Genomic DNA, 25,059 nt, shown 5'->3' on the forward strand with positions numbered 1-25,059 from the left:
ATAATTGTATATGTCACTTTCAGATCAAAGTATTCTGGTACTCGGGTGTTTCGACACCAAAGGGGATGTCTTCTCGTACCTCCTGGAATGTATCCGGGCGCGGGGCGAAACCGTCATTACCATCAACACAGGCATTTTCGGAACAACCGGCGCCTTCCCGGTCGATTTCGAATCGGATAGCGTCGCCGCCGAGGCCGGTCACAACATTACCGACATCCGCAGGGACCGCGACCGCGGCAAAGCCATTGATGTCATGGGTAAAGGAGCTTCAAAGCTGGTGTTTCGTTTGTACGCCGAAGGCAAGATCAAAGCCATGATCGGAATGGGCGGAGGAGGAGGCACATACATTGCGCTTTCCGCCATGCAGCCAATACCGTTCGGAGTGCCCAAGCTCTGCCTTACCACCCTGGCCACCAAAGATTTGTCCCGGCAGATCGGCGACAAGGATATCATGCTGATCCCGTCCGTGGTGGACGTGGCAGGCATGAATCATATTCTCAAAATGCTTATCGAACAGACTGCCGCCGCGATCTGCGCAATGGCCAATGTGGAACGGGCTGCCGAAAAGAAAACCACCGGAACCATTGCCATCAGCATGTTTGGCAACACCACTGCATGCGTAGACAAATGCACGGAGCTCCTGACGAACGCAGGCTACGAGGTACTGGCTTTTCACGCAACCGGCGTGGGTGGGAAAACCATGGAATCGCTTATACGTGAAGGTTTTTTCGATGCGGTTCTCGACATTACCACCACGGAACTCGCCGACGATCTTTGCGGGGGAATATGCAATGCAGGTCCGGAACGGCTGACTGCCGCTGCCGATATGGGCATCCCGCAGGTAGTGGTCCCGGGCTGCATGGATATGGTCAACTTTGGGCACCTCGACACGGTTCCACCCGCATTTGCCGACCGTCACCTGTACAGCTGGGCACCCGACGTGACGCTCATGCGTACCGACGAGCGGGAAAACAGCATTCTTGGCGAGCGGCTTGCGCGGAAAGTAAGCCGGTCGCCGGTGCCGACGTCCGTCGTGCTCCCCTTGAAAGGCATCTCGCAGGTCGATTCCGAAGGCGGTATCTTTTACCACCCTGCCGCGGATCAGGCGTTATTCGAAGCAATCAGGCGGCATGTATCCGGACGCGTGGAGGTGGTTGAATCCCAGACGCATATCAACGACCCTACATTCGCCCACTTGCTGGTCGAAACCCTGCTGGAAGTAATGCAAAAAGCAAATAATGCATCGGTAGCTGAAAGGAGATAGCCGTCATCCGCTACTTTTGAAACGCAAACCAGTTTATCATTTTTATAATCACATCAAGAAAACGTTATGCCCAACCCATGGACAGGTAAGGGAAATCCCTACACCAAACAGGAAGTAAGAGACCGTTTGAAAACCACAACAGACCAGGGAAAAGCCATTATCGCGGCCGGCGCCGGTACGGGTATCAGTGCCAAATTCATTGAAAAGGGAGGTGCAGACCTGATCATCATATACAATTCAGGCCGTTTCCGGATGGCGGGGCATGGCTCCACGGCAGGCTTAATGGCCTACGGCGACGCCAATGCTGTGGCCATGGAGATCGGCGAGTTTGAAGTGCTGCCGGTTGTGGAGGAAATCCCGGTGATATGCGGCGTGCACGGCTCGGACCCGCGTCGGCGCATGTGGCACCATTTGCTGAGGGTAAAGGAAATGGGCTTTTCCGGCGTCAATAATTTTCCGACACACAGCATTGTGGACGGGCATTTCAGACAGGTACTGGAAGAAACCGGCATGGGATTTGCGAAAGAAGTAGAAATGATCCGGCTCGCGACGATGATGGACCTGTTTTCCATTGTGTATGTGGCCACACCGGATGAGGCGCGGCAAATGGCCGAAGTGGGTGCGGACGCCATCATTGCACACGTGGGCACTACCGTCGGTGGCTCAGTGGGTGTGGTGGATGCTACCTGCAGCATGGATGAGGCCGTCGAACGCACCCAGCTGATTGGCAACGCCGCGCGGAATGTCAATCCGGATGTCTTCATTCTTGCACACGGTGGTCCCATCAACACACCGGATGATGTACGTGCGATTCTATCCAGGACCGATGCACACGGCTTCGTTGGAGCATCTTCCCTCGAACGCATGGGCGTAGAGCAATCACTAACCAACCTGACGCGGGATTTTAAAAGTATCACGCTGAATAACTGACAGATTTTGTCGGGCTTGCGTCATCGTTTAAAGCGAAATGTGCGCAAGCCCGAAATTCGAATCGCCGCCATTCTCATCGCAAATTCCCCCTTAATCCAGATTCCCATTTTGCCAACTTGGTAAAGAAGCGTAATTTCCGGCTTTGAAATCTTCCTATTAGCCGATTGACCATTGATGAGTTTTCGAAATTTCCTGTTAAGCGCTTTTACTAAAAAATCCCCCGCCGGGCCCAAAAAGTCGTCTTTTTACCTTAGCATTTGCGGCATTGTAAAAGACGAAAATGATTACCTGGAAGAATGGATCAATTATCACAGGCTCATCGGCGTCGAACATTTTTATATATATGACAACGGTAGCCAGGTTCCGGTGAAGGATACGATCGAACAATTGGGTTTTGGCCCTTTTATAACAGTCATCGATTTTCCTGGAAAGAACCAGCATGTGAAAGCTTACGCGCACTGCCTGCGACACTACGGAGAATCTTCCCGCTGGATCGCCTTCATCGATATCGACGAATTTATCGTACCTAATACTCCCGGACATTCCCTGCCGGAGTTCCTCATTGATTATGAGGAGTATGGTGGCCTGGGCGTAAACTGGCTGATATTCGGATCAAACGGGCATCAGCACAAACCTGCATATGCACAGCTTGAAAGTTTTACGAGGCGGTCGGAAACGGGATTCCATCCTAACAAGCATATCAAGAGTATCGTCCAACCGAAGTTTGTGAAGTCTGCTTTCAAATCGCATTGTTTTCAATACATCCCGGGCAAACATTGCGTCAATGAACATTTCCTGCCAATTGCCGACTCTTTTTCAGAAAACAGCACATCAAAAATTCAACTGAATCATTACTACTGCAGGTCTTTCGAAGAGTATCAGGCCAAAATCAAACGGGGAATCAGCGACACCAAAAGAAAAAGAAAGATCGAAGAATTTCACTACCACGATGCTGAATCCAATAAAGTGGAAGATACGCTCATTCTGAGTATCCTGAACAGCAAGAAGCCAACCTGATCGGAAAACGAAAATAGCCGGGCTCCTGGTCACGAACTCCGGTCGGAAATGGCAGAAATTGCCTGAAGAGTAGATCTCCGTCTTTTACAACTTCCCCAACCGAGCCCGGCAATTTTCTGACTGTGTATCACCGAATCGCGGGGCGTCCAGCAACCAAAACTGACTCGGTTATGAAAAAACTCGCGCTACTCGCCTGGGCGCTTCCCACGCTCGCATTCGGACAATCCCCCTCATTACAACAAGGCTTTCAAACCCCTCCCGATGCCGCCAAGCCCCGCGTATGGTGGCACTGGATGAACGGAAATGTCACCAAGGAAGGCATTACCAAAGACCTCGAATGGATGAAGCGCGTGGGAATCGGCGGTTTTCAAAACTTCGATGCCAGCCTTTTCACCCCCAATGTGACACCCAAAAAGCTGGTGTTTATGACACCCGAGTGGAAGGACGCATTCAAGCACACCACAGACCTCGCTCAAAAACTGGGCCTCGAAATGGCCATTGCCGGATCTCCCGGATGGAGCGTGACGGGCGGGCCGTGGGTACCGGCGAGCGACGCGATGAAAAAATACGTCTGGACTGAAACCCGCATAACCGGTGGACAAGCATTCAACGGGAAACTGGCTCAGCCGCAGGCCGTCACCGGCAAATTTCAGAATATACCTCTGCCGGCCAACGACGGGATAGCAGGCCCCACCGGTGAGTTGCCGACCTTCTATGCCGACGCCGCCGTGATCGCTTACCGACTACCTGCTTCGGAAAGACCAATGACCTCCCTGAACCCCAGGTTAACTTCCAGCGGAGCTGCATTCAACGTTTCGCAACTCACGGATGGGGATCTTGGCAAAACCACATTGCTTCCGCCCCTGGAGGTAGGCCAGGACATGTGGATCCAGTATGAATTCGATAGCCCGCAGACATTCAAGGCATTAACTATTGTAGGGGCGAGCAGCGGAGGTGCATTGGCCGAATTTAACGGAGCACCCAACAACCGTACGCTGAAAGTAAGCGACGATGGTATCAATTTCCGTGACGTCGTCGCCATCAAGGGTAGCATTGTGCCCGAGAATACGGTTGGCTTCGCTCCCGTCACCGCCAAATTTTTCCGGATCGCTTTCAAGACATTACCACCGCCGTTCAGTCCGTTTGCCGCGATGTTTGGCGGAAATGCGCAACCAGCCAAGCCAGAGGGTGTGGAAGTAGCCGAAATCATATTCCATAATACCGACCGCGTCGATCAGTTCGAAGAAAAAGCGGGATTCAGTCCCTGGAAGGAAAACACGGCATCGGTAATCGCCGCAAATGCGGATGCGATACCCGCCGCCGACGTGGTGGACCTGACTTCCCAAATGAGCTCTGACGGCACCCTCAACTGGACACCGCCTGCGGGCAACTGGATGGTAGTGCGATTGGGCTATTCGATTACCGGCCGCAAAAACCACCCCGCATCGCCCGAAGCGACGGGGCTGGAAGTAGACAAACTGGACAAAGACGCCGTACGCAAATACATCGACACCTACCTGGACATGTACAAGGACGCTACGGGTGGCCAAATGGGCGCGCAGGGACTTGGCTACATGGTCCTCGATAGCTATGAGGCCGGTCATATGACGTGGACCAAAGCGATGCCCGAAGAATTCAGGAAAAGACGTGGCTATGATCTCACACCCTGGATTCCGGTACTGACCGGCCGGATTGTGAAGAGTGCGCAGGCCAGCGAACAATTTCTATGGGATTTCAGGAAGACGATCGGTGAAATGATTGTTGAAAACCATTATGAAGTAATTGGCGACGCCCTGAAAGCACGAGGAATGAAACGCTATACGGAGTCGCACGAAGGCGGGCGCATATACCTGGCCGATGGCATGGATGTGAAGCGAAAGGCGGATATCCCGATGTCGGCAATGTGGACGCCGGGCAGCCTGGCTGGCGGAGCGGACGAGGAAGTACGTAGCGAGGCCGATATCCGGGAATCCGCGTCGGTGGCGCATATTTACGGCCAGAATCTGGTAGCTGCGGAATCAATGACCTCTGTCGGAAACGCATTTACCTGGTATCCCGAAAAGCTCAAACGGACCGCAGACCTCGAAATGGCGTCAGGGCTCAATCGTTTTGTTGTGCATACCTCGGTACATCAGCCTTTAGACGACAAAAAACCGGGTTTCTCACTCGGGCCATTCGGCCAGTATTTTACACGCCAGGAAACATGGGCTGAGCAGGCCCGGGCATGGACGGGCTACCTGGGCCGGAGCTGCTTCCTTTTACAGCAGGGCAAACCGGTCGTGGATGTGCTATATTACTATGGGGAAAACAACAACATCACCCAGCTTTGCTCGCAGAAACTGCCTTCCATCCCCGCAGGCTACTCATTCGATTTCGCCAACGCGAATGTGGTCAAAAACGTGCTCAGTGTCAAAAACGGATCGATCGTCACCACGGGAGGCCAGGAGTACCGCATACTGGTACTCGATTCATCGGCAAAGACTATGACGCTGCCTGTGCTTCAGAAGATCGGGGAGCTGGTGAACGCGGGCATGCAGGTAGCGGGTGTTAAACCGGAGAGCTCGCCCAGCCTGAGTGACGATCCGGCGGCTTTCAGTGCATTAGCCAGTAAAATATGGGGCAATCCCCTCGTTTCCAGTCAACCTCTGGAAGCCGCATTGCGCAATATTACACCCAAGGACGTCGATATTACTGGTGAAAAAGCCAGAATCCTGTTTGTACACCGCCAAACAGCCGATGCCGATATTTACTGGCTCGATAACCGTAGTGATAATACCAACGAGGCGCAAATCAGCTTCCGGGTCGCAGATAAAGTTCCGATACTGTGGAATCCGGAAACCGGCAAAACGCAGCAGGTATCCTACCAGATCAAAGACGGCCGGACTACGATCCCATTGAAATTCGATTCCTGGCAGGCGTATTTCATTGTCTTCAGTGGAAAAGCGGCCGGTGCGACCCATACCGAGCCGGCAGTGAGCGAATTGGAAGTCTCGATCGTAAAGGGCACCTGGACGGTCAGATTTCAGGAAGGACTCGGTGCGCCGGCACAAGCCACATTGAATACGCTGGCCTCACTCGCTGATCATACCGATGCCGGTATCAAATACTTTTCGGGAACGGCCACCTATGAAAATGCATTGAACGTACCGGTGCTGGCCAAAAACAGCCGCTACTGGCTCGACCTGGGGGATGTTAAAAACCTCGCCGAAGTAATTGTGAATGGACAAAACATGGGGATCGCGTGGAAAAAGCCTTTCCGGCTCGACGTCACCGACGCATTGAAACAGGGCGGCAACGCCATTCAGATCAAAGTTACAAACACATGGGTCAACCGCCTGATCGGCGATGCCCAGCCAGGGGTAACCAACAAGGTCACTTTCACCACCATGCCTTTCTACAAACCCGATTCTCCATTGCTGCCGAGTGGTCTGCTCGGACCTGTGAAATTGATGAGTGCGCCCCGGAAGGCTTCCGGAAAGTAATAGCCTACACCAATAAAAGCCGAACGCGGCCCCGTCATGGGGCCGCTTCGGCAAAATGGGTGCTGGGTTATTCTTAACACAGGCAATTAACGCAAGTTTGAAATAACCTCATGCAGGTAATTCGATACTTTGTGGCCAAAGTTGGTATTCCTGGGGTGAATAACCGGGATCTGCGGGTATGCATTCTCAGTGTAGAGAACAGGTTACTAACCGCCGCTTTGTACCGCCCGAATGCTTGTCTGATCGGAATTGAACTGACCAAAGCCAACGTTAATGCCAATTTACACCCGGGTTTTGCCACGGTATTTCCGCCCGATTAGCGAGTCTAATTGCTCCGACTTTTTTATATCTTTATGATAGTCTGATATTTAAACCCGAAGAGTCCCCATGCGCCGCCGAAATTTCCTGGTCAGAACCGGGCCAATCGCACTAGCGCCATTCCTTAGTTTTCCGGACGGATGGCCCCTTCCTCCCTACCGCGACGAAGTTTTCCACGAGGATAAACTGGTCACGGATCTGAAAATGATGATCCCCAAACTAATGGCGGAAGCCATTGTCCCCGGACTATCCATTGCACTGGTCAGGGATGGAAAGTTGTTTTGGCATCAGGGCTTCGGAGTGAAAGACATCTCGTCAAAAGAGCCGGTCGACGAGCATACCGTGTTTGAAGCGGCGTCGGTGAGTAAGACTCTATTCGCCTATGCTGCCATGAAGCTGTGTGAAAAGGGGATTCTGGATCTGGACAAACCACTGAACAGGTATGCGCCTGTCGAACTTTTAACCGGCGATCCGCGACTGGAATCAATCACCCCGCGGACGGTACTATCCCACACCACAGGCGTTCAGAATGTACGCTCTGGTGACGAACTGCTGAAAATCCATTTCAATCCGGGTACGCAATTCCTTTATTCGGGAGAAGGATATTGGTATCTGCAAACCGTGATTACGCATTTGACCGGGAAGAGTAATTTCAGTGAATGCGCCCAGTATGAGGCAGGTATGAAAGTCTGTGCCACCGATATCGATGCTTTCATGGCGCAAAACCTGCTGAGCCCGTTTGGCATGACAGCCAGCGGATATGTGTGGCGGGATTCTTTTGCCCGGCACGCAGCATCCCCGCACGACACCAGCGGCAAATCATTTACCAAAAGTAAGCCCACCGCTACGGACGCGGCGCGTTACGCCTCCATGGGCGGGCTCCACACAACGGCCACGGACTATGCCAAATTTCTGATCGAGGTAATCGATCCCAAACCGCACGATGCGTTTAGATTAACCCTAAAAACCCACGACGAGATGCTTCGTCCACAGATTAAACTCAAAGAAGGCGAGAAAATAGACGGCGCCGACGCATGGGCCTTAGGCTGGGCCATCCAGCAGCGAAAAACAGGAGACGTGATCCTGCATTCAGGTGGGCAAGCAGGTTTCCGCTCACTGACGATGGCGTCGGTGAAACGCAAATCCGGCTTTGTAATGCTGACCAACGGCGACAACGGAGGCAAGGTTATTTTCCATCCCAAACTCGCTGTATTGCTGAACATGTTACTGATTGGATAGTATCGGCAATGATTGTCCAAAAATTGAGGCACTAAACTTATCTATCGGCAAAAGATCGGCTTTCACGAGTTATATATTTACAAAATACAAGACCCTCAACTCGTACCGTGGAAACATCCGGAGATCTGGCCGAAGCAAAATTAAAAGCCGAAATTGCCAAAATAGAGGCAGAAACGGCTGCCATAAATAAACCCTGGTTTCAGCAATCATCCTTTACCAATATTTTGGTATCCCTCCTGGTTCCTATTTTCACCATACTAATTGGATACTATCTTGGCGGTGGAAAAGAGTTTTTCGATGCCGAGAAAAGGAATTTAGAAGCGGACAGAAAAATTCTGGAATACGATATTCAAACTGATAAAGAGAAAAGTGAATCATTAAAAAAGGCTCTGAGTGCGATCACGTCCAGGTACGATTCCATTGACAAGCAAAACAGACTGGCTAAACAAGAGCTTGATTCTACACACAGGCATCTTACCAGTATGCGTAAAGAAGCGACCCAAACCCGTCAAAAATTGGACAAACTTCGAAACGATCTCAAATTTCTCAATTCACCGAAAATAAAAGTCACCGTAAAACAAGAAAAAGAACATCTATATCTCAACGCAAGCAACATAGGAACGGGGAGAGCCACGCTTACAGCAATAGTTCTGACTTATCAAAAAGAAACATACAACATACTGATCAAATCAGAACTTGAATCTTTGAGAAATAAAAAATTCAGAAGTCAAGACTTTAACGATTCATATTTTGTTATGCCCTCCGGTTTTCTCAGGTCTGAGGTTCCAAGTGGTGTAACCCGGAATCTTTTGCATATATCCAGTGAAAAGTTTAGTTCACGGATACCATTAAAGGTCTTCGAAATACAGGTTTTATTAAAATACAAGTCGGATGATACCAAGACTTTCCAAACAGATTCAACTTTGACCATAGACTTGACAAAAATTCCGGAGAACCCGTGACATTTGTGAACATCTCGCAGGTTGTTGCAAAATTGCACTGATGTCGCTTCGTTTCTTCATCCAACTGCTATGCCTCTTCTCCTGAGATAAAGCCTTGCCGAGTCACTCATCGTGATCAGCGTGCCCGCCAGGATGACCACGTCCTTGATCACCAGCCTGCCCCGGCCCGATAGGTAGGGAAAGCCCCAGTCTTCATCACCGAGATTCGGCACCCAGGATTCGGGCGTCGTAATGAGGAAGGACAGCGTACCGAGGGTCATGATAAAGATGAGTATGCTTCCGATCACGCTGGCCAGTGGTGCCACCGGATGCAGTGCGACCAGCAATGCTACACCAATCAGAAAAATGCCTAGCCCACCCGAAACCACATAGGTTCCGTTATCGATATGCCATTGATGGTTGGCGGCGATCAGTTCTCCTTCCTTGTTTACGTGTTGGCGATATCCGGTCGGATCGTGGTACAGGAAGGACATAAATGGACTGTTGGCAATAAAAGGCACAATGCCGTCGGCCTCATAGGTAAAGAATTTCAGCCCTCCGATCCACAGGAAGACAATTACAATAGCCACCCGGACCAGTTTACGTCCTGTCTGATCGGCGTTGGCGATAAGGGTTAAGAGCTGCGTTTTCATTGTGATTCAAATTGTATTGTTTAAACAGGCGGCAGAAATCTCCGCCTCCTTGTCGATCGACAATACAAATGTCCTCCGGAGAAGTCGCCCGAAACATGGACGTGGATGGATGTTACATGGACAAATCTGCCACGATGGAGATGCCCGTCTGATCGCGGAATGTCTGGGGCGACACCTTAGTGAATTTTTTAAAGACCCTGCTGAAATAGAATTCGTCTTCGAAATGTAGTTGCCAGGCTATTTCCTTGATACTTTTCCGGGTGAGGTGCAACAGCTTTTTAGCTTCCATGATCAGCCGCTCCTGGATCAATGCGGAAGGCGTCTTTTTAAAATAGCGGCTGCATTTTTTGGAAAGATTATTCGGCGACATGGCCAGCAGCCGGGCATAATCCTGCGGTTTGTGCAAGTCCAGGAAATGAGTGTCCAGCAGTTCCCTGAAACGCTCCATCTGCTCATCCACCTGAGCGGCAGGACGATCCTGCAACTGCCTGATCTTGATATGGCCCGACTTCGCCAGAAGCAATTGCAGATAAGCCTTCAGTACAATTTCGGCAGGATCGGCACCAGTCATTTCGCGGACGATATCGTTCAGGATCTTTTCTATCCAGACGGCGTCATTCTCGCCGAGCAGCACCAATGGGTCGATATATATATATTATTGAACAACAACCCGTTACACGCTACTTCATTCCGATGAAACTCGATACAGTAAAAATCGCCATGAAACCGCATTTCGTACACAGTTCCTTCGTTTTCGTGATGCAATTCCATGTGCTGGAGCGGTGTCGCGAAAAGCAGAGCGGGAGCCTGGTACGGAAAAGCCCCATAGTCGGACCAGAACACGCCCTGCCCTGATTTTACAAACAGTACCGTATAACCTGCATGAACAGCCGGTTCAGCCAGTTTTTCAACGTCTGTTGTATCGACACCCAGCAGAAAATCCCCGGCGGAGCTTGAAATGGCAGGCATAAACGTGGGTCCCGGTTGATTTGCGGCAAAGCTATACATGAAACCACTCTAATACCAATCCAAAAAGGCCAGTTTCACTCCGCAATGGAATTCCCTACCTCGCCCAGTTGATCTCTTTGAATACGATAGATTTGTACCCATCCCGCTCGTACAATACACCAACCGTATTGGTGCCTGTTTTCACAAGATCCGAATAGGCCGTATAATCCGGCTGGCCGGCATCGCTTCGGTCGACCGGAAACTGTTTAGTCCACGATTGCCCGTCGTCGAAACTGATCCGAAGCGTAAGGTTATCGCGCTTTTGCGTGTCCGCTGCATTGGCAAATGCGAGGATATGATGTTTTTCGCCTTTCCCAACGGTCAGGATACTCCCCTCACAGACAGGATCGGGCAGATTATGATCAAAATAAGCAGTATCCCACTTCGCCCCGCCGTCGGAGCTGACGGCGACGATCCTCGCCCGAACGTCGCCTTTCTGGTTTCGCGCATTGAACATGAGACGTCCGCCGGAGATCTCCGCTGCCGTGGATTCATTGGAGCCTTCGATCGGGATGCTCTCACCGAGCCGGAAAGTTTTGCCATGATCATCCGTGTAAAATCCGTGCGCCTGGTAGTCGGCAAACGCGGGTCTGGGCGCGCCTGTGGTGTGGTTGGCAGCAATGTAAATACGCCCCTTGTACCTGCCGTTCAGTAATTGCAAGCCGTGCCCGGGCGTGTTGGCATAACTCCGCCAGTCTTCCTTAAATTTATAGTTTGCATTGCTGCCAGGTTGCCTGGGACGGTGAACCTGCGTCGTAATATTCACGGCTTCGCTCCATGTAAGCCCGCCATCGGCAGATGTTTTATACCAGACTTCCCGCAAACCTTTCCCTTTCCGGACCTCTCCTTCATGATTGTTACCGGTATTGAAAAACAGGAACATACGGCCTTTGGGGTACGCAGGATCGGTGAGATCCATGACAGGTGCGGGGTTTCCGGCCTGCAATGCGTCGTAGGTTGCGACTACCTGTATCGCCGACCAGGTTTTACCGCTGTCTTTGCTACGCTTCATGACAATGTCGATATCTCCGAAATCGCCGCTGCCCACTACACGTCCCTCAGCAAATGCCAGCAGGTCGCCCGCGGGAGTGCCGATAATGGCTGGTATCCGGAACGATTTATAACCGTCACTCCCCGAAACAAACACCGGCGTCTGGCCGGAGGCCATCACGCAGACTAACAACAAACTTTTTAAAACCCCATATTTAAGTGCATTCATAATTCAATATATGGGTTTTTATTCTCAAAAATTTGAAACAGCCGTCAAGACATCACAGTCGAAAAATTACCGATAGTAAACCCGCTTCATCAACCAGACTGCGATGCGTAATAGGCTGACAGGCATGAAAAACCACCATATGGTTATTGACAGACGCTGCCGGCATTGAAATCCCGCAGGAAGTAACCGGTGTCCGGGAAATTTTTAATCTTCCCTGCTATTGTAAATTGAAATTTTCTTTAACTTTGAAATACAAAGTACTTTTTAAAACATCATTACTTGTTTTATGCGCGAAGAAATCCTTTTGAATCTGGACAATCCGGGGCGGCTGGAAAAGCTGTACCGGGCGAACAAGCCGACCTTTAAATCGGCCTTTAACACCCTTTATCCCCAACTTCGGGACAACCCGCTGGCCGAGGGGTGGTTTCAGCGTCTCAACTATGCCGACGAGAGCCCGGTCTGGGGCACACCCAACGAACGGGTATTTGTGGTAGCCGCTTCGCTCCTGTCCGCGCTGCTCGCAAAGTTGCCGGAAATCCTGTCCCTCGACGATGAGCAGTTTTACACCCGCAATACCGGGTTCATCGTTTTCCCAATGCTCATGGCCTATTTCGCCTGGAAAAACAAGATCTCTTGGAAAACCTGCGCGTGGATCTCGGGTATGATCCTGATCGCAGCCGGATTTATCAACTACCTTCCGCAGGGCAAACCCGACGATCTGCTGAACCTCTCGTGTATCCATCTTCCGTTACTCTTATGGGCATTGCTGGGCTTTGTATTCGGAGGAGGAAAGCTTGGCAGTGGTAATAATTGGCTGGGTTTCCTGCGATACAATGGCGAGCTGGTCGTCATGACCGCCCTTATTTTAATGGCCGGTGCGGCAACCACGGGAATCACCGTGGGACTGTTCGAACTGATCGGCTTCGATATTAAAAAGTATTATTTCAGCTACGTCGTGATCTGCGGATTGGCCGCTTTGCCTATCATAGCCACGTTCCTGACGCAGGCACAACCCACCCTGGTCAACAGGGTTTCGCCGGTGATCGCAAACCTGTTCAGTCCGGTCGCCCTGGTGATGCTGACCGTTTACCTGATTACCACCGTATTCTCTCAAAAGAGCCCATACCACGACCGGGAATTTCTCCTGCTCTTCAACATATTGTTAATTGGTGTGATGGCCCTCATTTTCTTTTCCGTAACTGAAACCAGCCCGACCGGCAAAAACCGGTTCCAGATCATCATTCTTTTCCTGTTATCCGCAGTAACCCTCGTCGCTAACGGAATTGCCTTATCGGCCGTCCTGTTCCGGATCAGTGAATGGGGCATTACGCCCAACCGTGCGGCGGTAATGGGCGCGAACATACTCATGCTCATCCATCTGCTATACATGGGCATCAGGCTATTCGGTGCTGTAACCCGGAAAACAGATCTTTCGCTGGTCGGTAAATCCATGGCAATCTTCCTCCCGATTTACGGTTTATGGAGCGCAGTGGTAACTTTTTTATTCCCATTATTCTTCGGACTTGAGTAAGATACAATACAACTAAAATCCTGCATTCTTCGCCATGGCGCATCGGCATTTTATGATCCGGTGCGCTATTTTTTTGTTATTCCAGCTATTTATCTAAATAATTAGCCCAACAATTATTATTAGGTAATTATTAATTCCCGGCATTTGTTTATTCGAATAACCTAATTGAATAACAATCCATAAAAATTACAACTACTTCTAGGTAGTTTGTAAATCTATTTGCTTTTTGCATTCACAACCCGCTTCTTAAAGGCAAATCAAAAGCTTACCTGCCGCTAAAATTCATTTCGATATTTTATCAATACATACTAAACCGTTTTGCATTTCGCAAAATGGAATACTGCTTCTATATCAAAAACTCAAATACCATGGACGAAAAACAATTAAGGAAATCGCTGATCAATCCCATCCTGGATTGGGCTAAATCCAATCAGCAACGAAAGGAACATCATTTTAAAAGTCTGCTGAAAAAAGCGGCACCCGACGGTACCGGGTCAGTTAGCGGAGAACCCGTAGAAATTCCCTTTGTAGTGCCCGAACAGTTTACCGGGAAGGACTACATTACCATGCTGTTGCATATCGACGCGGAAATAGAACACGGTCTGATGCTGCAATACCTGTATTCGGCGTACAGCATCGGTGGGCCGCAAGTCGGAGAGGCATACCGGGAACGGGTACATAATTGGAAAAACATCATTCTCGGTATTGCCAAGGAAGAAATGGGCCACTTTATCTCTGTACAAAATGTGCTGAAAATCATTGGCGCCCCGCTCAATTTTGGCCGGGAAAGCTATCCCTGGGACATTCCGTTTTACCCTTTTCCGTTTACGCTGGAAAAATTCACCCTGAAATCCCTGGCCAAATACGTATATGCCGAAGCGCCCACCGAATGGCTGAACAGCGACAAACCGATTGCGCAAGAAATCAACAAATCGGTGCACGCGCAGGCGTCCGACCCGCATACCGTAGGGGCGTTGTTTAAAGTACTGTTGCAATTGATCCAGGATCCCGATGTGATCGCTGATGATGTGTTTCAGCCAGGCACTTACCCGTACCAGGCCAAATTTGACGAATGGGGCCGCGGGTATGTGGACGGCGAGCGCGGGAGTGCGGGCAACAAGTTCATGAAGAGCCCCGATGTATTGGTAGCGCCCCTGCTTTCCCGGGATGACGCCTACAATGCATTATCAGAAATTGCGGAGCAGGGTGAAGGCGACGAAGTAGATTCCGGCACGCCTTCCCATTTCGAACGGTTCCTGTTTATTTACGAGGATTTCAAAAAAATACTGGAAGAAACGCACGGGAATTTCGACCCCTCCTATTTGGTCGCCACCAATCCCTATGCAGGCGATGCCGATGACGCCGCGACGGGCTCCAACGCGAATGAACCGGCCGACGAGACCGGGGAGAATGCCATTACCAACCCGGAAGGCATCCTCTGGGCCAACCTGTTCGACATCCGCTACCGGCTACTGCTCAACTTCCTGAACCACAGCTTCCTGCTCGACAATGGCAACAATAATACGGGCTCATTTACGCCACGTGGCCTGATCATCAATTCAACCTTCGGTGAAATGTACAACCTCCGGAGCCTTGCCACCATTCTGGTGCAGACACCGCTGGCCGTCGGCAGCAGGCTCATGGCCGGCCCACCGTTCACGTCGCCTTACAGTTTTGATCTGCCGTTCGGAGAGCACAACCGCTGGCGATTGCACCGCGACCTGCTTGACGCATCGGGCAAGTTGATCGATAAACTGAAAGTGTTGGAGCCGCAACCACACAGCCAGTATTTAAATGCATTGCAGGAAATTGACCGCAAGCTGTTGCAAGCTATCTCACAACTGATGGAAGCCGAACTTGCCTGATCTCATCACCTTGTTAAAGCCAAAAACATTTACCCGTTATGAAAATTCTAGCACTACGCATACTCCCTCCCATCGCCATCGGGCGCCTGGGCGAGTCTGACAAGCCCATGGCCGCATACGACCTCGAATTATCAAAGGAAAAGCCGTTAGATTTCCGGAAAATCACACCCCGGGAAACACTCATCATAGATCCCAGAACCGGAGAAATAGAAGCCACCCAACCCGAGCGGATTCAGTTTAAAGACGCCGAGAATCTCGATGATAAAACCGGAAAGGCACATCCCGTCGCCCCTTTTTTGGAAGTATTTGCCATTACCGACGACGCACCGGGCGAATTGGTTCCGGTGACGGTAGACCTGCTAAAAAAAGCGGGGTACGACCTGGCGGATATCAGCTGGAATGTGGAATTGGGTAATATTAAAATATTCAGAAGGACTGCGGATCCGAACGATAAAATGTATGCGGTCATCCGAAATATCCGATCGCATGACTTGAAACCACTGCTGGCCGAATGCAATAATTTTATTAAAGGCAAAAAGCTACCGCTCGGGTTTATTCAATTTATCAAACCAACTCCTGAATTTCCGGAAATAAGGCTTCGTTTCACGCCTGCGGCCGGCAAAGTTTACGGTTCCAGTTTGAAAAGATTTGATAATGGAAAAGAGGAAATAGACCCTGTTTTCGCGGGCAGAAGAGACGATCCTATTTTATATGATATTAAAAAAGGAAAGTGGCGCGGCTATTCCGAAACAAGCACCCCCAATCCGCTTTACACGAATCCCGCGCAGATATTCGCCGGGTACTCCGACAGCAAGGGAAACCAGATCAGCTGGGGGTATCTCGATGATGAATGTGACGGGTTTGTAACGGTAAATCTCACGGACCCTTCGGGCAAGACATTGTCTGCCAAAGCACACATCAGCGCCGGGCCACCCGCCTACGCACCCGACACGTTGCCGATCCGCGTGGTGACCGACGAGTTGGAGCAAATACTGCTGAGCACGGATGTAGACGGAGAAGTAACGCTCGACGAGGCCGAAGAAATCGTTCGCCGCGCATTTGAAACCATACGGCTGATGAACACCGCCATCATGAACGGCAATGCCTATGAAGGAAAACTGAATATGGCCAGCACCATGGTAAGGCAAAACACCAATGATTTCGGTCGCCTTTATGAACCTATCATGGCTACTTCACTGGTTGACAACCTAGCTTTGCAGGTGTTGCATGAACGGGTTTTCACGGGGCTGAGCACGGGGGCATCGCCCTGGTTTGCGGACCTGCTGCGCAGGCCGACCGAAATCGGTGACCTTTCGGCCAAAGCCCTCCGTAAAATGCCGGCACTGATGCGTGGCGCCGATGGCCGTTCGCTGACTTTTACGTATCGTCAGATCAACATGATCATCAAGGCTGCCTCCACATCACTGCTCCGGAACGATGATTTTGCGACTGAGCCTTACGGATCACCACTGAAAGCATCCAACCTGACCGCGCAGCTGCATTACCGAGGCAAAGGAAACCCGATCAGCGTGTTGCCCCGGACAGCCATTTCGAATTGCTTCCCGGGTCTTGAATTCGATTTCAGAAACCTTTGGCGCAGAGCATTCCAGGGCCTGGTACTCATCGAAAACAACAATTATGTGATCGAAACAGAGGATCCGGCGCTAAGCCACCTGCTGCACCACCGGCTGGTTGCGATAGAAAACAAACCAACAATGGTTGCGACGGCCGGCCCGGTGTTCCCGGACGGGGACAACACGCCATTACGGACCATCGCTAATCCGAATGGGGTGTCCTTTATGGAATGGTCCAACTCGATGGTAAGCGTGTTGCAGAAACAGGGGCAGGAAGTATGGTGCCATTTCACGGCCCAACCCAGCACGCTGGAAGTGGTGGTGGATGTCAAAGAACTTGACGACCCGGCCAAATACACCAAGGTGTTGCTGAAAGTCAATCATGTTTTCGATGGTGACAGTGCTTCGCTCTCGGATGAAATACTGAAACCCGGCGAGCTCACCCAGGGTCTTTGCGCCCCCTGGCAGAACGACTATCGCGAATGCGCCTGCTATTACTGGGCAGCCAGCCGGCCGGATTATGTGAATGTGGTGCCCGACGAAAAGGGATTGAGCACGGGTGACAGCTGGATGGCCAAAAAACGCACAGGAAAGTATATCCCGGACGACCGGGTCAATACGCGATTGCTCTCCTATGACGACCTTTTCATCAATTGGCAGGGCGAACTGAACTTTATAGTCGAAGGAAAAGATGCACTCAACAGCTGAGGCCGCCCCGCGTTCTATGGTGTCCGGGCTGGCCCGGACCGTAGCAGAGCAGTCGGGGCCAGGCTCCCCGTCGGTGCATCTGATCAAAGGAGGCCGTCAAACGCAACTCTTCATTCCAAACGGCAGCAGGCTGTATTCCGTGTCCGGCGAAGTCGAACAACGGATTGCCTCGCTGCTTGCCAACCGGGATGAAGCGCGGTTGCAGCAGGAACTGGTCCGATTGGGGCTTGCAGCCCCGGACCACATCGACGATACACCTCTGGAAAGCCCTCGTTTGTATGCGCTCTCGCTCGCGATCGCGCAAAAATGCAATATGGGTTGTACCTACTGCTATGCCGATCAGGGGAGTTTTGGAGGTCAGGCCAAAAGTATGTCGCTGGAAACTGCTTTCAAGGCGATAGACCTGCTCATGGACGATTGCCCGGAAGGCGAAAAAGTACAACTGACGTTCCTCGGCGGGGAGCCGCTCATCAATCGTAAGGCCATTACCGAGGCTACGGCCTACGCCGTCGATAAAGCAGGTAGAAAAAACATTCAGGTCAATTTTTCAATCACCACCAACGGCACGTTGGTGACCGAAGCAGACGCCCGGTTCTTTGAGGAACATAGATTTGCGGTCACGGTTAGCCTGGATGGACTTGGCAAAAGCCACGACTCCCTGCGGCCCATGAAAGGCGGTAAAGGCAGTTTTGACCTGATCCTGCGAAATCTCCGGCCGCTGCTTTCCCTGCAAAGGAAAATGCAGGTATCGGCACGCGTTACCGTCACCCCCGGCAACCTGGATCTACCGGAAGTGCTCGACGAGTTTATCCAAATGGGCTTTCACAGTGTAGGTTTTTCGCCTTTGCTCCGGTCGTCTAACGGCCGGAATGAAATGGATAAGGAAGATCTTGCCTTGTTGCTCGAAAACATGATCGCTTGTGGCCTGAACTTTGAACAAAATGTCCTGGCGGGCAACCGCTACCCATTCCTGAATATGGTGAATGCATTGAAAGAGATCTCCAAAGGTACTCATCGCCCCTACCCTTGTGGTGCCGGCGCAGGGTACATGGGCGTTTCCGCAGATGAGGAATTGTTTGCCTGCCACCGGTTTGTGAATGAGGATGCAGGCCGGATGGGTGATCTGACCCAAGGCATCGACTTGAGCGTCCAGAACCAATGGCTGACTTCCCGGCACGTGCACCAGCAGAACCCGTGTACGCAATGCTGGGCCCGCTACCTGTGCGGAGGCGGCTGCCACCATGAAGTGATCGAAAAAGGCAGACTGGCCTGCGACTACATCCGGTCTTGGCTACATTATACGATCCAGGCCCATGAACGGCTGTCTCGGCTGAAACCCGACTGGCATATGCAATGATCTATGGCTGAACACTTTGAAATTATCATTGCAGGCGCAGGACCCGCAGGTGTCACCGCGGCCATCCGCCTGCTCGAAATGGGACATTCCGTCGCGATGATCGAGCAGGCGGTTTTTCCTCGTCCGCAGATCGGCGAATCCCTTTCCCCCGGCGTTCAGCATATCTTCGGGTATCTGGGTGCCGGGCATTTGCCCGACGATCCCCGTTACCTCCGCAACATTCCGGCAAGGGTCATTTGGAATACCATGGAGCCAACCTATCTCAATCCGCAACAACGCGGGCCGGGGATTGTCGTCGACAGAGGATTACTCGATCAACAGTTGCTGGCATTGGCGCTGAGCAAAGGGTTGCGTCTCTTCCAACCGGCCAAACTGCTTTCCTCTACCTTTGATACAGACACCTGGAAGCTGACCATCCAGTTGGACAACTTTCCCAAAACGCTTCACGCCAACGTAGTGCTGGACGGCCGCGGACGGAAAGGGACGCATTCCAGCGAACGCATTGAAACCGCCCCTGCTTCGGTGGCGATATGGACACATATCCCCTGGGGTCCGATGCCACATGAGACATGTATCGAAGCCATTGAGGAAGGCTGGTTATGGGGTTCACCGGTACTTGACCAACGCTTCCGGCTAATGGCCTTCACGGATGCGCAAGAAGTAAGAGGAAAAGATCTCAGCGCGAAATTCCGGCAGATGCTGTCCGGGACACAGCTTTTCCGTGGGGTGGCCGGTCATTGCGCGGATAGCGGGATACAAACTTGTCCGGTCAATGCATTTGTCCATGCACAGCCCTGGCATAACCGGTATATCAAAATTGGTGAAGCCGCATTTACGCTCGATCCGCTATCGTCCACGGGTGTTGAACTGGCGATGCGCTTTTCTCTGCAAACGGCTATTGCCGTCCATACCTTGCTGCACTATCGTGAACCTGCCGTGGCGCAAGCTTTTTACGAGGACAAATTGACCGACTCGGTTATCCATCATGCCCATTGGACATCGGGTTATTACGCAGAAGCACACGTTGCGGACAAGCCATTTGCGTTTTGGGAGAAAAGAATCCACTTCCGGCCGGATATAGCAGGGCTATCCAATGACTTTGCCCGGCTACTGGCCCGGAAACTTATCCGGCCGGCCCAGCGGACAGAACCAAAAAAACTCCCCGCTATACCCATTGATCCGCTCTTGCATTTTCTTTGGGATAAGCCTGTCAGGTTATCGCCGCAGCTGGCATTCAGCGAGGAATTTGCGGTAACCGGAAACCGTGTGGAAATGAAGCGGGCATTGATGCATCCCAGTCTGCCCAGGCCCGTCGTGTACCTGGATCAGATCGAAGTGATCCCGCTGCTGGGCTCGCTGAATGAGGGTATGACCTACGGAACGCTCATCCAAAACTGGAACCGGTACCTGACGCCCGATGCATCCAAAAAGATGGTCGCATGGCTATGGGGGGCCAATATCCTCATGGCGGATTAGTCAATCCTCTGCAGGTGTGCATTCCTTGAACCGGACCGGTTCCGAAAGTCGTCCCGAATTCTGTGTAACCACTTTATTTCCGGGCACGACAAATTGCACTTTATCAAACAGGACATTCCGGGCGTCCACGACATTGATCAGTGAATCTTTTGTTTCTATCCGGGCGTTCCTGACAATCAAACCATTCACATCGGCGGCCGAAAACAGCTTCGCCGACCTAACCGAAATATTCTCGATCAAGACATTGCTTAGCGGACTTTCGGGAATGCCGTTGGCCTTCACAAACTGGCTGGCATTCTCTATCACAAAGTTTCGCGCAACGATGTTTCTGTAAACCGGGGTAAGGCGATCGATCTCCCTGGCAGGCAGACGATTGGCAAGCTCACCTACATATTGGGCACTCCCCAGCATATCCCAGTTGAAGGCCGATCCGGTGAGGTTCATCCGGATACGTTCGTAGATCAGGTTTTCCCCGCCCCCACCCCGCGGCCGGCGGGTTTTGAAGCGGATTCCGACACCTGTATTGTCGAAAACGCAATCGTGAACATACAGGTTACGGATCATACCGGCCGTTTCACTGCCACAGGTAATGCCGCCGTGCCCTTCCCTCGCCAGACAATACCGGACCACCACATTTTCGGTAGGTTTATTGACACGCAATCCATCTTCGCCGCGTCCCGCTTTGATCGTAAAGCAATCGTCCCCGCAGCTCAACGTACAGTACTCGATCAGCACATTCCGGGAAGACTCGATATCGATCCCGTCTCCACGCGGTATCCCTACTGAATTAACCGTCACTCCCCGGATAATAACGCCGTCGCAATACACCGGTACAATGTTCCAGAAAGCGGTATTTTCGAGGGTAACACCTTCAATATATACCTGTTTGCAGTTAATGGGGGAAATGAACATCGGCAAGAAGATGAAGCTGCCGTTATGCCCCTCGAAAACCCGCTCGGAAACCGGTTGGGTATGCGGAATGAAGTTTTCGACGACATCGGCGTTCATCACCTGTTTCCGCACGGAACCGTCTTTGGCCGGACCAATGAGTTTCCCCCTACCGGTAATGGCGATATTTTCCTGTCCATTGGCATAAATACAGGCTCCCAGCGACATCACTTCCACGCCCTCGTTCCGGGTGAAGACCGCCGGGCGGTAGTCTTCCACCTCCCCGCTAAAATGTAACTCCGCTCCTTCTTCCAGATGCAGGTTCACGTTGCTTTTCAAGCTGATGCGCCCCGTGTTCCATTTGCCCCGGGGAACGATCACCGTCCCGCCGCCCTTATGGCTCACTTCATCGATCGCCGCTTGTATTACTTTCGTAATTCTCACCCCTTTCCTGGCACCTCTGGATGCGATATTCACCGAACGACTGGCAAAAGAAGGTTTCTGAAATAATGGCATTGGGAAAGGTGCTTTTACGGGTGCGATGACATCCGGGAGGTTCAATGCACCCACTTGTTCCTTGTGCGGGATTGAGTCCGCCGCGAAGCCGAACGCGTATCTGACCGTCGTAACGAGGAAGAAGAACGCTATGCCCGGCATGGTGAAAATGTATCTGTTCATGATGACTTTCTTGTTCATTTCGACTGAAAGCCCTGGGCGGGAAAAATATATCCGCAAATCACCGGGTAATTTTCGCATTGCCATTTTCGCTGCTGCCGGTTCATAAGGCCACAAAATGTCCGTTTCTACTGCATAATTGTCCTGAGGACTTCTCCGTAATTGCTTGCATTCCCGGCTTTTTAATGAGAAATTGCGCCCCCAATTTTTCAAAATATGACAACTCCTCTTTTTTGCGGTATTGATTTCGGTACTTCCAATTCAAGTCTGGCGGTAGCAAATCAAGACGATGTTTTCCTGATTCCGGTCGAAAACGACCATACTACCATTCCCAGTGCCATGTTTTTTGCCCGGAAAGACAATCACGCTTTTTTCGGACGGGAGGCGACCGAGCGTTTCCTCGACCGCCAACCGGGCCGGTTGATGCGGAGCCTGAAACGCGTACTCGGCACGTCCGTCATGCGGCAAGGCACAATGGTGAATGGAGAACTCATGAAATTCGACCAGATCATTGCCGCATTTCTGGACCAGATGAAGCGGAAGGCAGAAGCCGATTGCGGCGCACCGCTCAAACATGTTGTCATGGGGCGCCCCGTTCATTTTACGGATAATGACCCGGCAGCAGACCAACGGGCGGAAAGCGAGCTGAAAGCGGTAGCACTAAGCCTTGGCTTTGAACATGTCGGCTTTCAGTTTGAACCGATTGCGGCCGCATTTGCGCACGAGGCGAAGGTTACCGGCGAAAAACTGGCTATGGTTGTCGACCTCGGAGGAGGAACTTCCGATTTTACGATCATTCGCTTATCGCAAAAAAATACCAGAAAACACGACAGAAGCGGTGATATCCTCGCCAACACAGGTGTCCGTCTCGGCGGAAATGATTTCGATAAAGACCTGAGCCTGGCGGAAATGATGCCTGAGCTGGGTTTCAGGACCCGCTACGGTGCCAAAAATCTCGAAGTACCTTCGTATCACTACTTCGACTTGTCGGAATGGAGCAAGGTGAATCTCCTTTACACCAACAAAACTATATTCCAGGCCAAACAGCTCCTACGCGAAACGCACGACCCTGCGCGATATGGCAGATTGGTGAGCGTGCTGGAACAGGAAAGAGGGCATGCGGTACTGGCTGAAACCGAGCAGATTAAAATCGGTTTAACAGAGAGTGACAGGTATGTTGCCAATCTCGACTTCCTGGATCAGGATTTACGTATTGATGTCCTCCGCGAAGATTTCAACTCCGCTATTACCACCAAAACGGAACGCATTGTGCAGTCAGCACGGGAATGTTTGCAAAGTGCCGGCATTACTCCCGAATCGATCGGCCTGGTGATCATGACCGGCGGATCGACGGAAATTCCGCTGATCCAGGAACGTTTCCGGGAATTATTCACCCAGGCGGAATGGTCGGAAGAGAACAAACTGTCCAGCGTCGGACTCGGACTGGCATTCGACGCCCGCAACCGGTTTTCCTGAGGAAGGAAACAAGGGTTCAAAAGCAGGGAAAGCCTTTCATAGTGTTTTCCCTGCGCCAATCAATCCATTTTCAATATCCATATTTATTGGCATCGTGCAGCAGCAAAGCCATCAACAGGTTTTCTCTGTCCTCTTCCCGTGTTGATTTCGCTACCCAAAGGCTTCCAAATGAAGGATCATTATAATAGTATTTTTCAAGGCATCTTTCTTGGAACGCGCTGAGTTCATTCAGTTTATTAACGATTAGTTCCTCTGTTTTGTCCGGGAGATCAAGAAGCTTACCTTTCAGATACTTTGCAGTGGCTTTTGTCGGTTTATCCACCGTATGTTTGAACCGGTAATATGCTGGAACGACGCACGTCAGTTTGTGGCGTAGCAGCGCGGCATTCAAAGTGTTTGGCATAAAAGATCTGTTGAGCCTGAAATGGTTTGCCAAGAGCTCACTTCGGGTATCGTTGAGAAAACGGGAATATTCTGCTTTCAAAAAATCCACTTTTGCCTGATCACCGTCCAACCGGGCCCGGAATAAACGCGTGAAATGACCAGTAAGCGTCGGGAGAAAGCTAGTTTCATAAAAGTCCAGCATGTCTTGCAGCTCCCCCATATTCTTCTTTTTAAGCCCGTCGTCTGCCACGAGGCCTTTTTTAAATTGGGTAACCACGCGTTTTTGATATTTTTCAAACTCGGTGAGCTGGCCCGGTAGCAAGATTTCCCTGAATGTCGTGAGTTCGAAGTCCCATTCTTCCCAGGGTGAAAAAAAGTGCTTATGAGCATGTGAATCTTTCATCTGTTCATACTGGTAAATCTTCTCCGCTTGTTCAATCGTTAGTTGAAGATATTGATATCTGGCCAGAATGGCGTTAATATCCCAGGTATGCTCTTCTGATATCATAGGTATATTGTCAGGTAATCCTAATGTATGACTTTCCAGTACAAATTAGTATTATAAAAGCCCAAGTATTTAGATTTCAACTGGTTTTCCAGCGAAAACGCCTGTAATTTTTAAGTTACAGACGTTCAAATTCCAGATTACCGTTGTCAGCTACCCGGGTAGAAAAGTCCCTTGTTTTTTCACTGGTTACCGCAATCCAGGCTCTGTGCTTTCTTTACATGCCGCCAGCATCAGCAGCCCCAACAGGAAATAGGTAACGTGTTTCATCATGGCTCAATAGCTATTTGTTTGATCTGAAATAGGATTTCTTGCCACAAAGATCATATGCGGTCCATGCCGCCTCGCTCCTGGTTCCGGATGAATTGCAAAAATTGAAACATCAATCCGTGTAAAGCGCGGTCAAATTGTGAATGGGGCTTCCCGGATTATCGGTGCAGAAAATCAAACAGATAGCGCTCAGCACGGCATCATTGACAGCTACCTGTCTGTTGACCCGCATCGACAATTACTTCCGCCATCTCGGATATTGCCTTTCCCGGATTACCT

At 51.0% G+C, this 25,059-nt stretch carries 19 protein-coding genes; 13 read left to right on the forward strand and 6 right to left on the reverse strand.

What is annotated here, in order from left to right; all coding sequences use genetic code 11:
* The first annotated feature begins 10 nt into the window (after positions 1-10).
* The 7 genes from BP71_RS10025 (at position 11) to BP71_RS10055 (ending at position 9,212) form a co-directional block, all read left to right on the forward strand.
* Positions 11-1,264 (forward strand): Tm-1-like ATP-binding domain-containing protein, encoded by a 1,254-nt coding sequence (locus tag BP71_RS10025; RefSeq protein ID WP_496378660.1) that lies wholly within the window; start codon positions 11-13, stop codon positions 1,262-1,264.
* Between the two features lie 66 nt (positions 1,265-1,330).
* Positions 1,331-2,194, forward strand: coding sequence for a phosphoenolpyruvate hydrolase family protein (locus BP71_RS10030; RefSeq protein ID WP_496378662.1), 864 nt, complete (start codon positions 1,331-1,333; stop codon positions 2,192-2,194).
* Positions 2,195-2,368: 174 nt separating this feature from the next.
* Positions 2,369-3,211 (forward strand): glycosyltransferase family 2 protein, encoded by an 843-nt coding sequence (locus BP71_RS10035; RefSeq protein ID WP_496378664.1) that lies wholly within the window; start codon positions 2,369-2,371, stop codon positions 3,209-3,211.
* A 170-nt stretch (positions 3,212-3,381) separates the two neighbouring features.
* The gene (locus tag BP71_RS10040) at positions 3,382-6,693 is read left to right on the forward strand and encodes a glycosyl hydrolase (RefSeq protein ID WP_496378666.1); all 3,312 of its coding nucleotides are present in this window, start codon (positions 3,382-3,384) and stop codon (positions 6,691-6,693) included.
* A gap of 110 nt (positions 6,694-6,803) precedes the next feature.
* Positions 6,804-7,013: a hypothetical protein gene (locus BP71_RS10045; RefSeq protein WP_496378668.1), complete on the forward strand. Its 210-nt coding sequence runs from the start codon at positions 6,804-6,806 to the stop codon at positions 7,011-7,013.
* A 67-nt stretch (positions 7,014-7,080) separates the two neighbouring features.
* Positions 7,081-8,250 (forward strand): serine hydrolase domain-containing protein, encoded by a 1,170-nt coding sequence (locus tag BP71_RS10050; RefSeq protein ID WP_496378670.1) that lies wholly within the window; start codon positions 7,081-7,083, stop codon positions 8,248-8,250.
* Positions 8,251-8,357: 107 nt separating this feature from the next.
* Positions 8,358-9,212: a hypothetical protein gene (locus BP71_RS10055; protein ID WP_496378672.1), complete on the forward strand. Its 855-nt coding sequence runs from the start codon at positions 8,358-8,360 to the stop codon at positions 9,210-9,212.
* Positions 9,213-9,268: 56 nt separating this feature from the next.
* On the opposite strand, the gene BP71_RS10060 is transcribed toward BP71_RS10055, so the two are convergent.
* From BP71_RS10060 to BP71_RS10075, 4 genes are all read right to left on the reverse strand, one after another.
* A complete protein-coding gene (locus BP71_RS10060; RefSeq protein WP_496378674.1) occupies positions 9,269-9,844 on the reverse strand; it encodes a DUF417 family protein in 576 nt (191 codons plus the stop codon).
* Between the two features lie 112 nt (positions 9,845-9,956).
* Positions 9,957-10,478 carry a helix-turn-helix domain-containing protein gene (locus BP71_RS10065; RefSeq protein WP_496378676.1) on the reverse strand — a complete coding sequence of 174 codons (522 nt, stop codon included), beginning with the start codon at positions 10,476-10,478 and terminating at the stop codon, positions 9,957-9,959.
* The gene (locus BP71_RS10070) at positions 10,445-10,813 is read right to left on the reverse strand and encodes a hypothetical protein (protein WP_496378678.1); all 369 of its coding nucleotides are present in this window, start codon (positions 10,811-10,813) and stop codon (positions 10,445-10,447) included. Before BP71_RS10070 ends, BP71_RS10065 begins: the two co-directional genes overlap by 34 nt.
* Positions 10,814-10,907: 94 nt before the next feature.
* Positions 10,908-12,071, reverse strand: coding sequence for a sialidase family protein (locus BP71_RS10075; RefSeq protein ID WP_496378680.1), 1,164 nt, complete (start codon positions 12,069-12,071; stop codon positions 10,908-10,910).
* Positions 12,072-12,357: 286 nt separating this feature from the next.
* On the opposite strand from BP71_RS10075, the gene BP71_RS10080 reads away from it, so the two are divergent.
* The 5 genes from BP71_RS10080 (at position 12,358) to qhpG (ending at position 20,582) form a co-directional block, all read left to right on the forward strand.
* The gene (locus BP71_RS10080) at positions 12,358-13,602 is read left to right on the forward strand and encodes a hypothetical protein (RefSeq protein WP_496378682.1); all 1,245 of its coding nucleotides are present in this window, start codon (positions 12,358-12,360) and stop codon (positions 13,600-13,602) included.
* Between the two features lie 368 nt (positions 13,603-13,970).
* Positions 13,971-15,467, forward strand: coding sequence for a ferritin-like domain-containing protein (locus tag BP71_RS10085; RefSeq protein ID WP_496378684.1), 1,497 nt, complete (start codon positions 13,971-13,973; stop codon positions 15,465-15,467).
* A 38-nt stretch (positions 15,468-15,505) separates the two neighbouring features.
* The gene (locus tag BP71_RS10090; RefSeq protein ID WP_496378686.1) at positions 15,506-17,749 is read left to right on the forward strand and encodes a hypothetical protein; all 2,244 of its coding nucleotides are present in this window, start codon (positions 15,506-15,508) and stop codon (positions 17,747-17,749) included.
* Positions 17,733-19,106 carry a radical SAM protein gene (locus BP71_RS10095; protein WP_496378688.1) on the forward strand — a complete coding sequence of 458 codons (1,374 nt, stop codon included), beginning with the start codon at positions 17,733-17,735 and terminating at the stop codon, positions 19,104-19,106. The genes BP71_RS10090 and BP71_RS10095 overlap by 17 nt, the downstream gene beginning before the upstream one ends.
* A 3-nt stretch (positions 19,107-19,109) precedes the next feature.
* Positions 19,110-20,582: a flavin-dependent monooxygenase QhpG gene (gene qhpG / locus BP71_RS10100; RefSeq protein ID WP_496378690.1), complete on the forward strand. Its 1,473-nt coding sequence runs from the start codon at positions 19,110-19,112 to the stop codon at positions 20,580-20,582.
* Here qhpG and BP71_RS10105 read toward each other — a convergent pair whose 3' ends face one another.
* The gene (locus BP71_RS10105) at positions 20,583-22,148 is read right to left on the reverse strand and encodes a glycoside hydrolase family 28 protein (RefSeq protein ID WP_496378692.1); all 1,566 of its coding nucleotides are present in this window, start codon (positions 22,146-22,148) and stop codon (positions 20,583-20,585) included.
* A 213-nt stretch (positions 22,149-22,361) separates the two neighbouring features.
* Between BP71_RS10105 and BP71_RS10110 the strand changes: the two genes are divergently transcribed.
* A complete protein-coding gene (locus tag BP71_RS10110) occupies positions 22,362-23,621 on the forward strand; it encodes an Hsp70 family protein (protein ID WP_496378694.1) in 1,260 nt (419 codons plus the stop codon).
* Between the two features lie 70 nt (positions 23,622-23,691).
* On the opposite strand, the gene BP71_RS10115 is transcribed toward BP71_RS10110, so the two are convergent.
* Positions 23,692-24,513: a hypothetical protein gene (locus BP71_RS10115; protein ID WP_496378696.1), complete on the reverse strand. Its 822-nt coding sequence runs from the start codon at positions 24,511-24,513 to the stop codon at positions 23,692-23,694.
* Positions 24,514-25,059 lie beyond the last annotated feature (546 nt).

It is taken from the genome of Dyadobacter ginsengisoli DSM 21015 (assembly GCF_059568735.1).

Coding starts and splice junctions, on each gene's coding strand:
- BP71_RS10025 (WP_496378660.1), top strand. CDS start 11: ATGTCACTTTCAGATCAAAGTATTCTGGTACTCGGGTGTTTCGACACC.
- BP71_RS10030 (WP_496378662.1), top strand. CDS start 1,331: ATGCCCAACCCATGGACAGGTAAGGGAAATCCCTACACCAAACAGGAA.
- BP71_RS10035 (WP_496378664.1), top strand. CDS start 2,369: ATGAGTTTTCGAAATTTCCTGTTAAGCGCTTTTACTAAAAAATCCCCC.
- BP71_RS10040 (WP_496378666.1), top strand. CDS start 3,382: ATGAAAAAACTCGCGCTACTCGCCTGGGCGCTTCCCACGCTCGCATTC.
- BP71_RS10045 (WP_496378668.1), top strand. CDS start 6,804: ATGCAGGTAATTCGATACTTTGTGGCCAAAGTTGGTATTCCTGGGGTG.
- BP71_RS10050 (WP_496378670.1), top strand. CDS start 7,081: ATGCGCCGCCGAAATTTCCTGGTCAGAACCGGGCCAATCGCACTAGCG.
- BP71_RS10060 (WP_496378674.1), bottom strand. CDS start 9,844: ATGAAAACGCAGCTCTTAACCCTTATCGCCAACGCCGATCAGACAGGA.
- BP71_RS10070 (WP_496378678.1), bottom strand. CDS start 10,813: ATGCCTGCCATTTCAAGCTCCGCCGGGGATTTTCTGCTGGGTGTCGAT.
- BP71_RS10075 (WP_496378680.1), bottom strand. CDS start 12,071: ATGAATGCACTTAAATATGGGGTTTTAAAAAGTTTGTTGTTAGTCTGC.
- BP71_RS10080 (WP_496378682.1), top strand. CDS start 12,358: ATGCGCGAAGAAATCCTTTTGAATCTGGACAATCCGGGGCGGCTGGAA.
- BP71_RS10085 (WP_496378684.1), top strand. CDS start 13,971: ATGGACGAAAAACAATTAAGGAAATCGCTGATCAATCCCATCCTGGAT.
- BP71_RS10090 (WP_496378686.1), top strand. CDS start 15,506: ATGAAAATTCTAGCACTACGCATACTCCCTCCCATCGCCATCGGGCGC.
- BP71_RS10095 (WP_496378688.1), top strand. CDS start 17,733: ATGCACTCAACAGCTGAGGCCGCCCCGCGTTCTATGGTGTCCGGGCTG.
- qhpG (WP_496378690.1), top strand. CDS start 19,110: ATGGCTGAACACTTTGAAATTATCATTGCAGGCGCAGGACCCGCAGGT.
- BP71_RS10105 (WP_496378692.1), bottom strand. CDS start 22,148: ATGAACAGATACATTTTCACCATGCCGGGCATAGCGTTCTTCTTCCTC.
- BP71_RS10110 (WP_496378694.1), top strand. CDS start 22,362: ATGACAACTCCTCTTTTTTGCGGTATTGATTTCGGTACTTCCAATTCA.
- BP71_RS10115 (WP_496378696.1), bottom strand. CDS start 24,513: ATGATATCAGAAGAGCATACCTGGGATATTAACGCCATTCTGGCCAGA.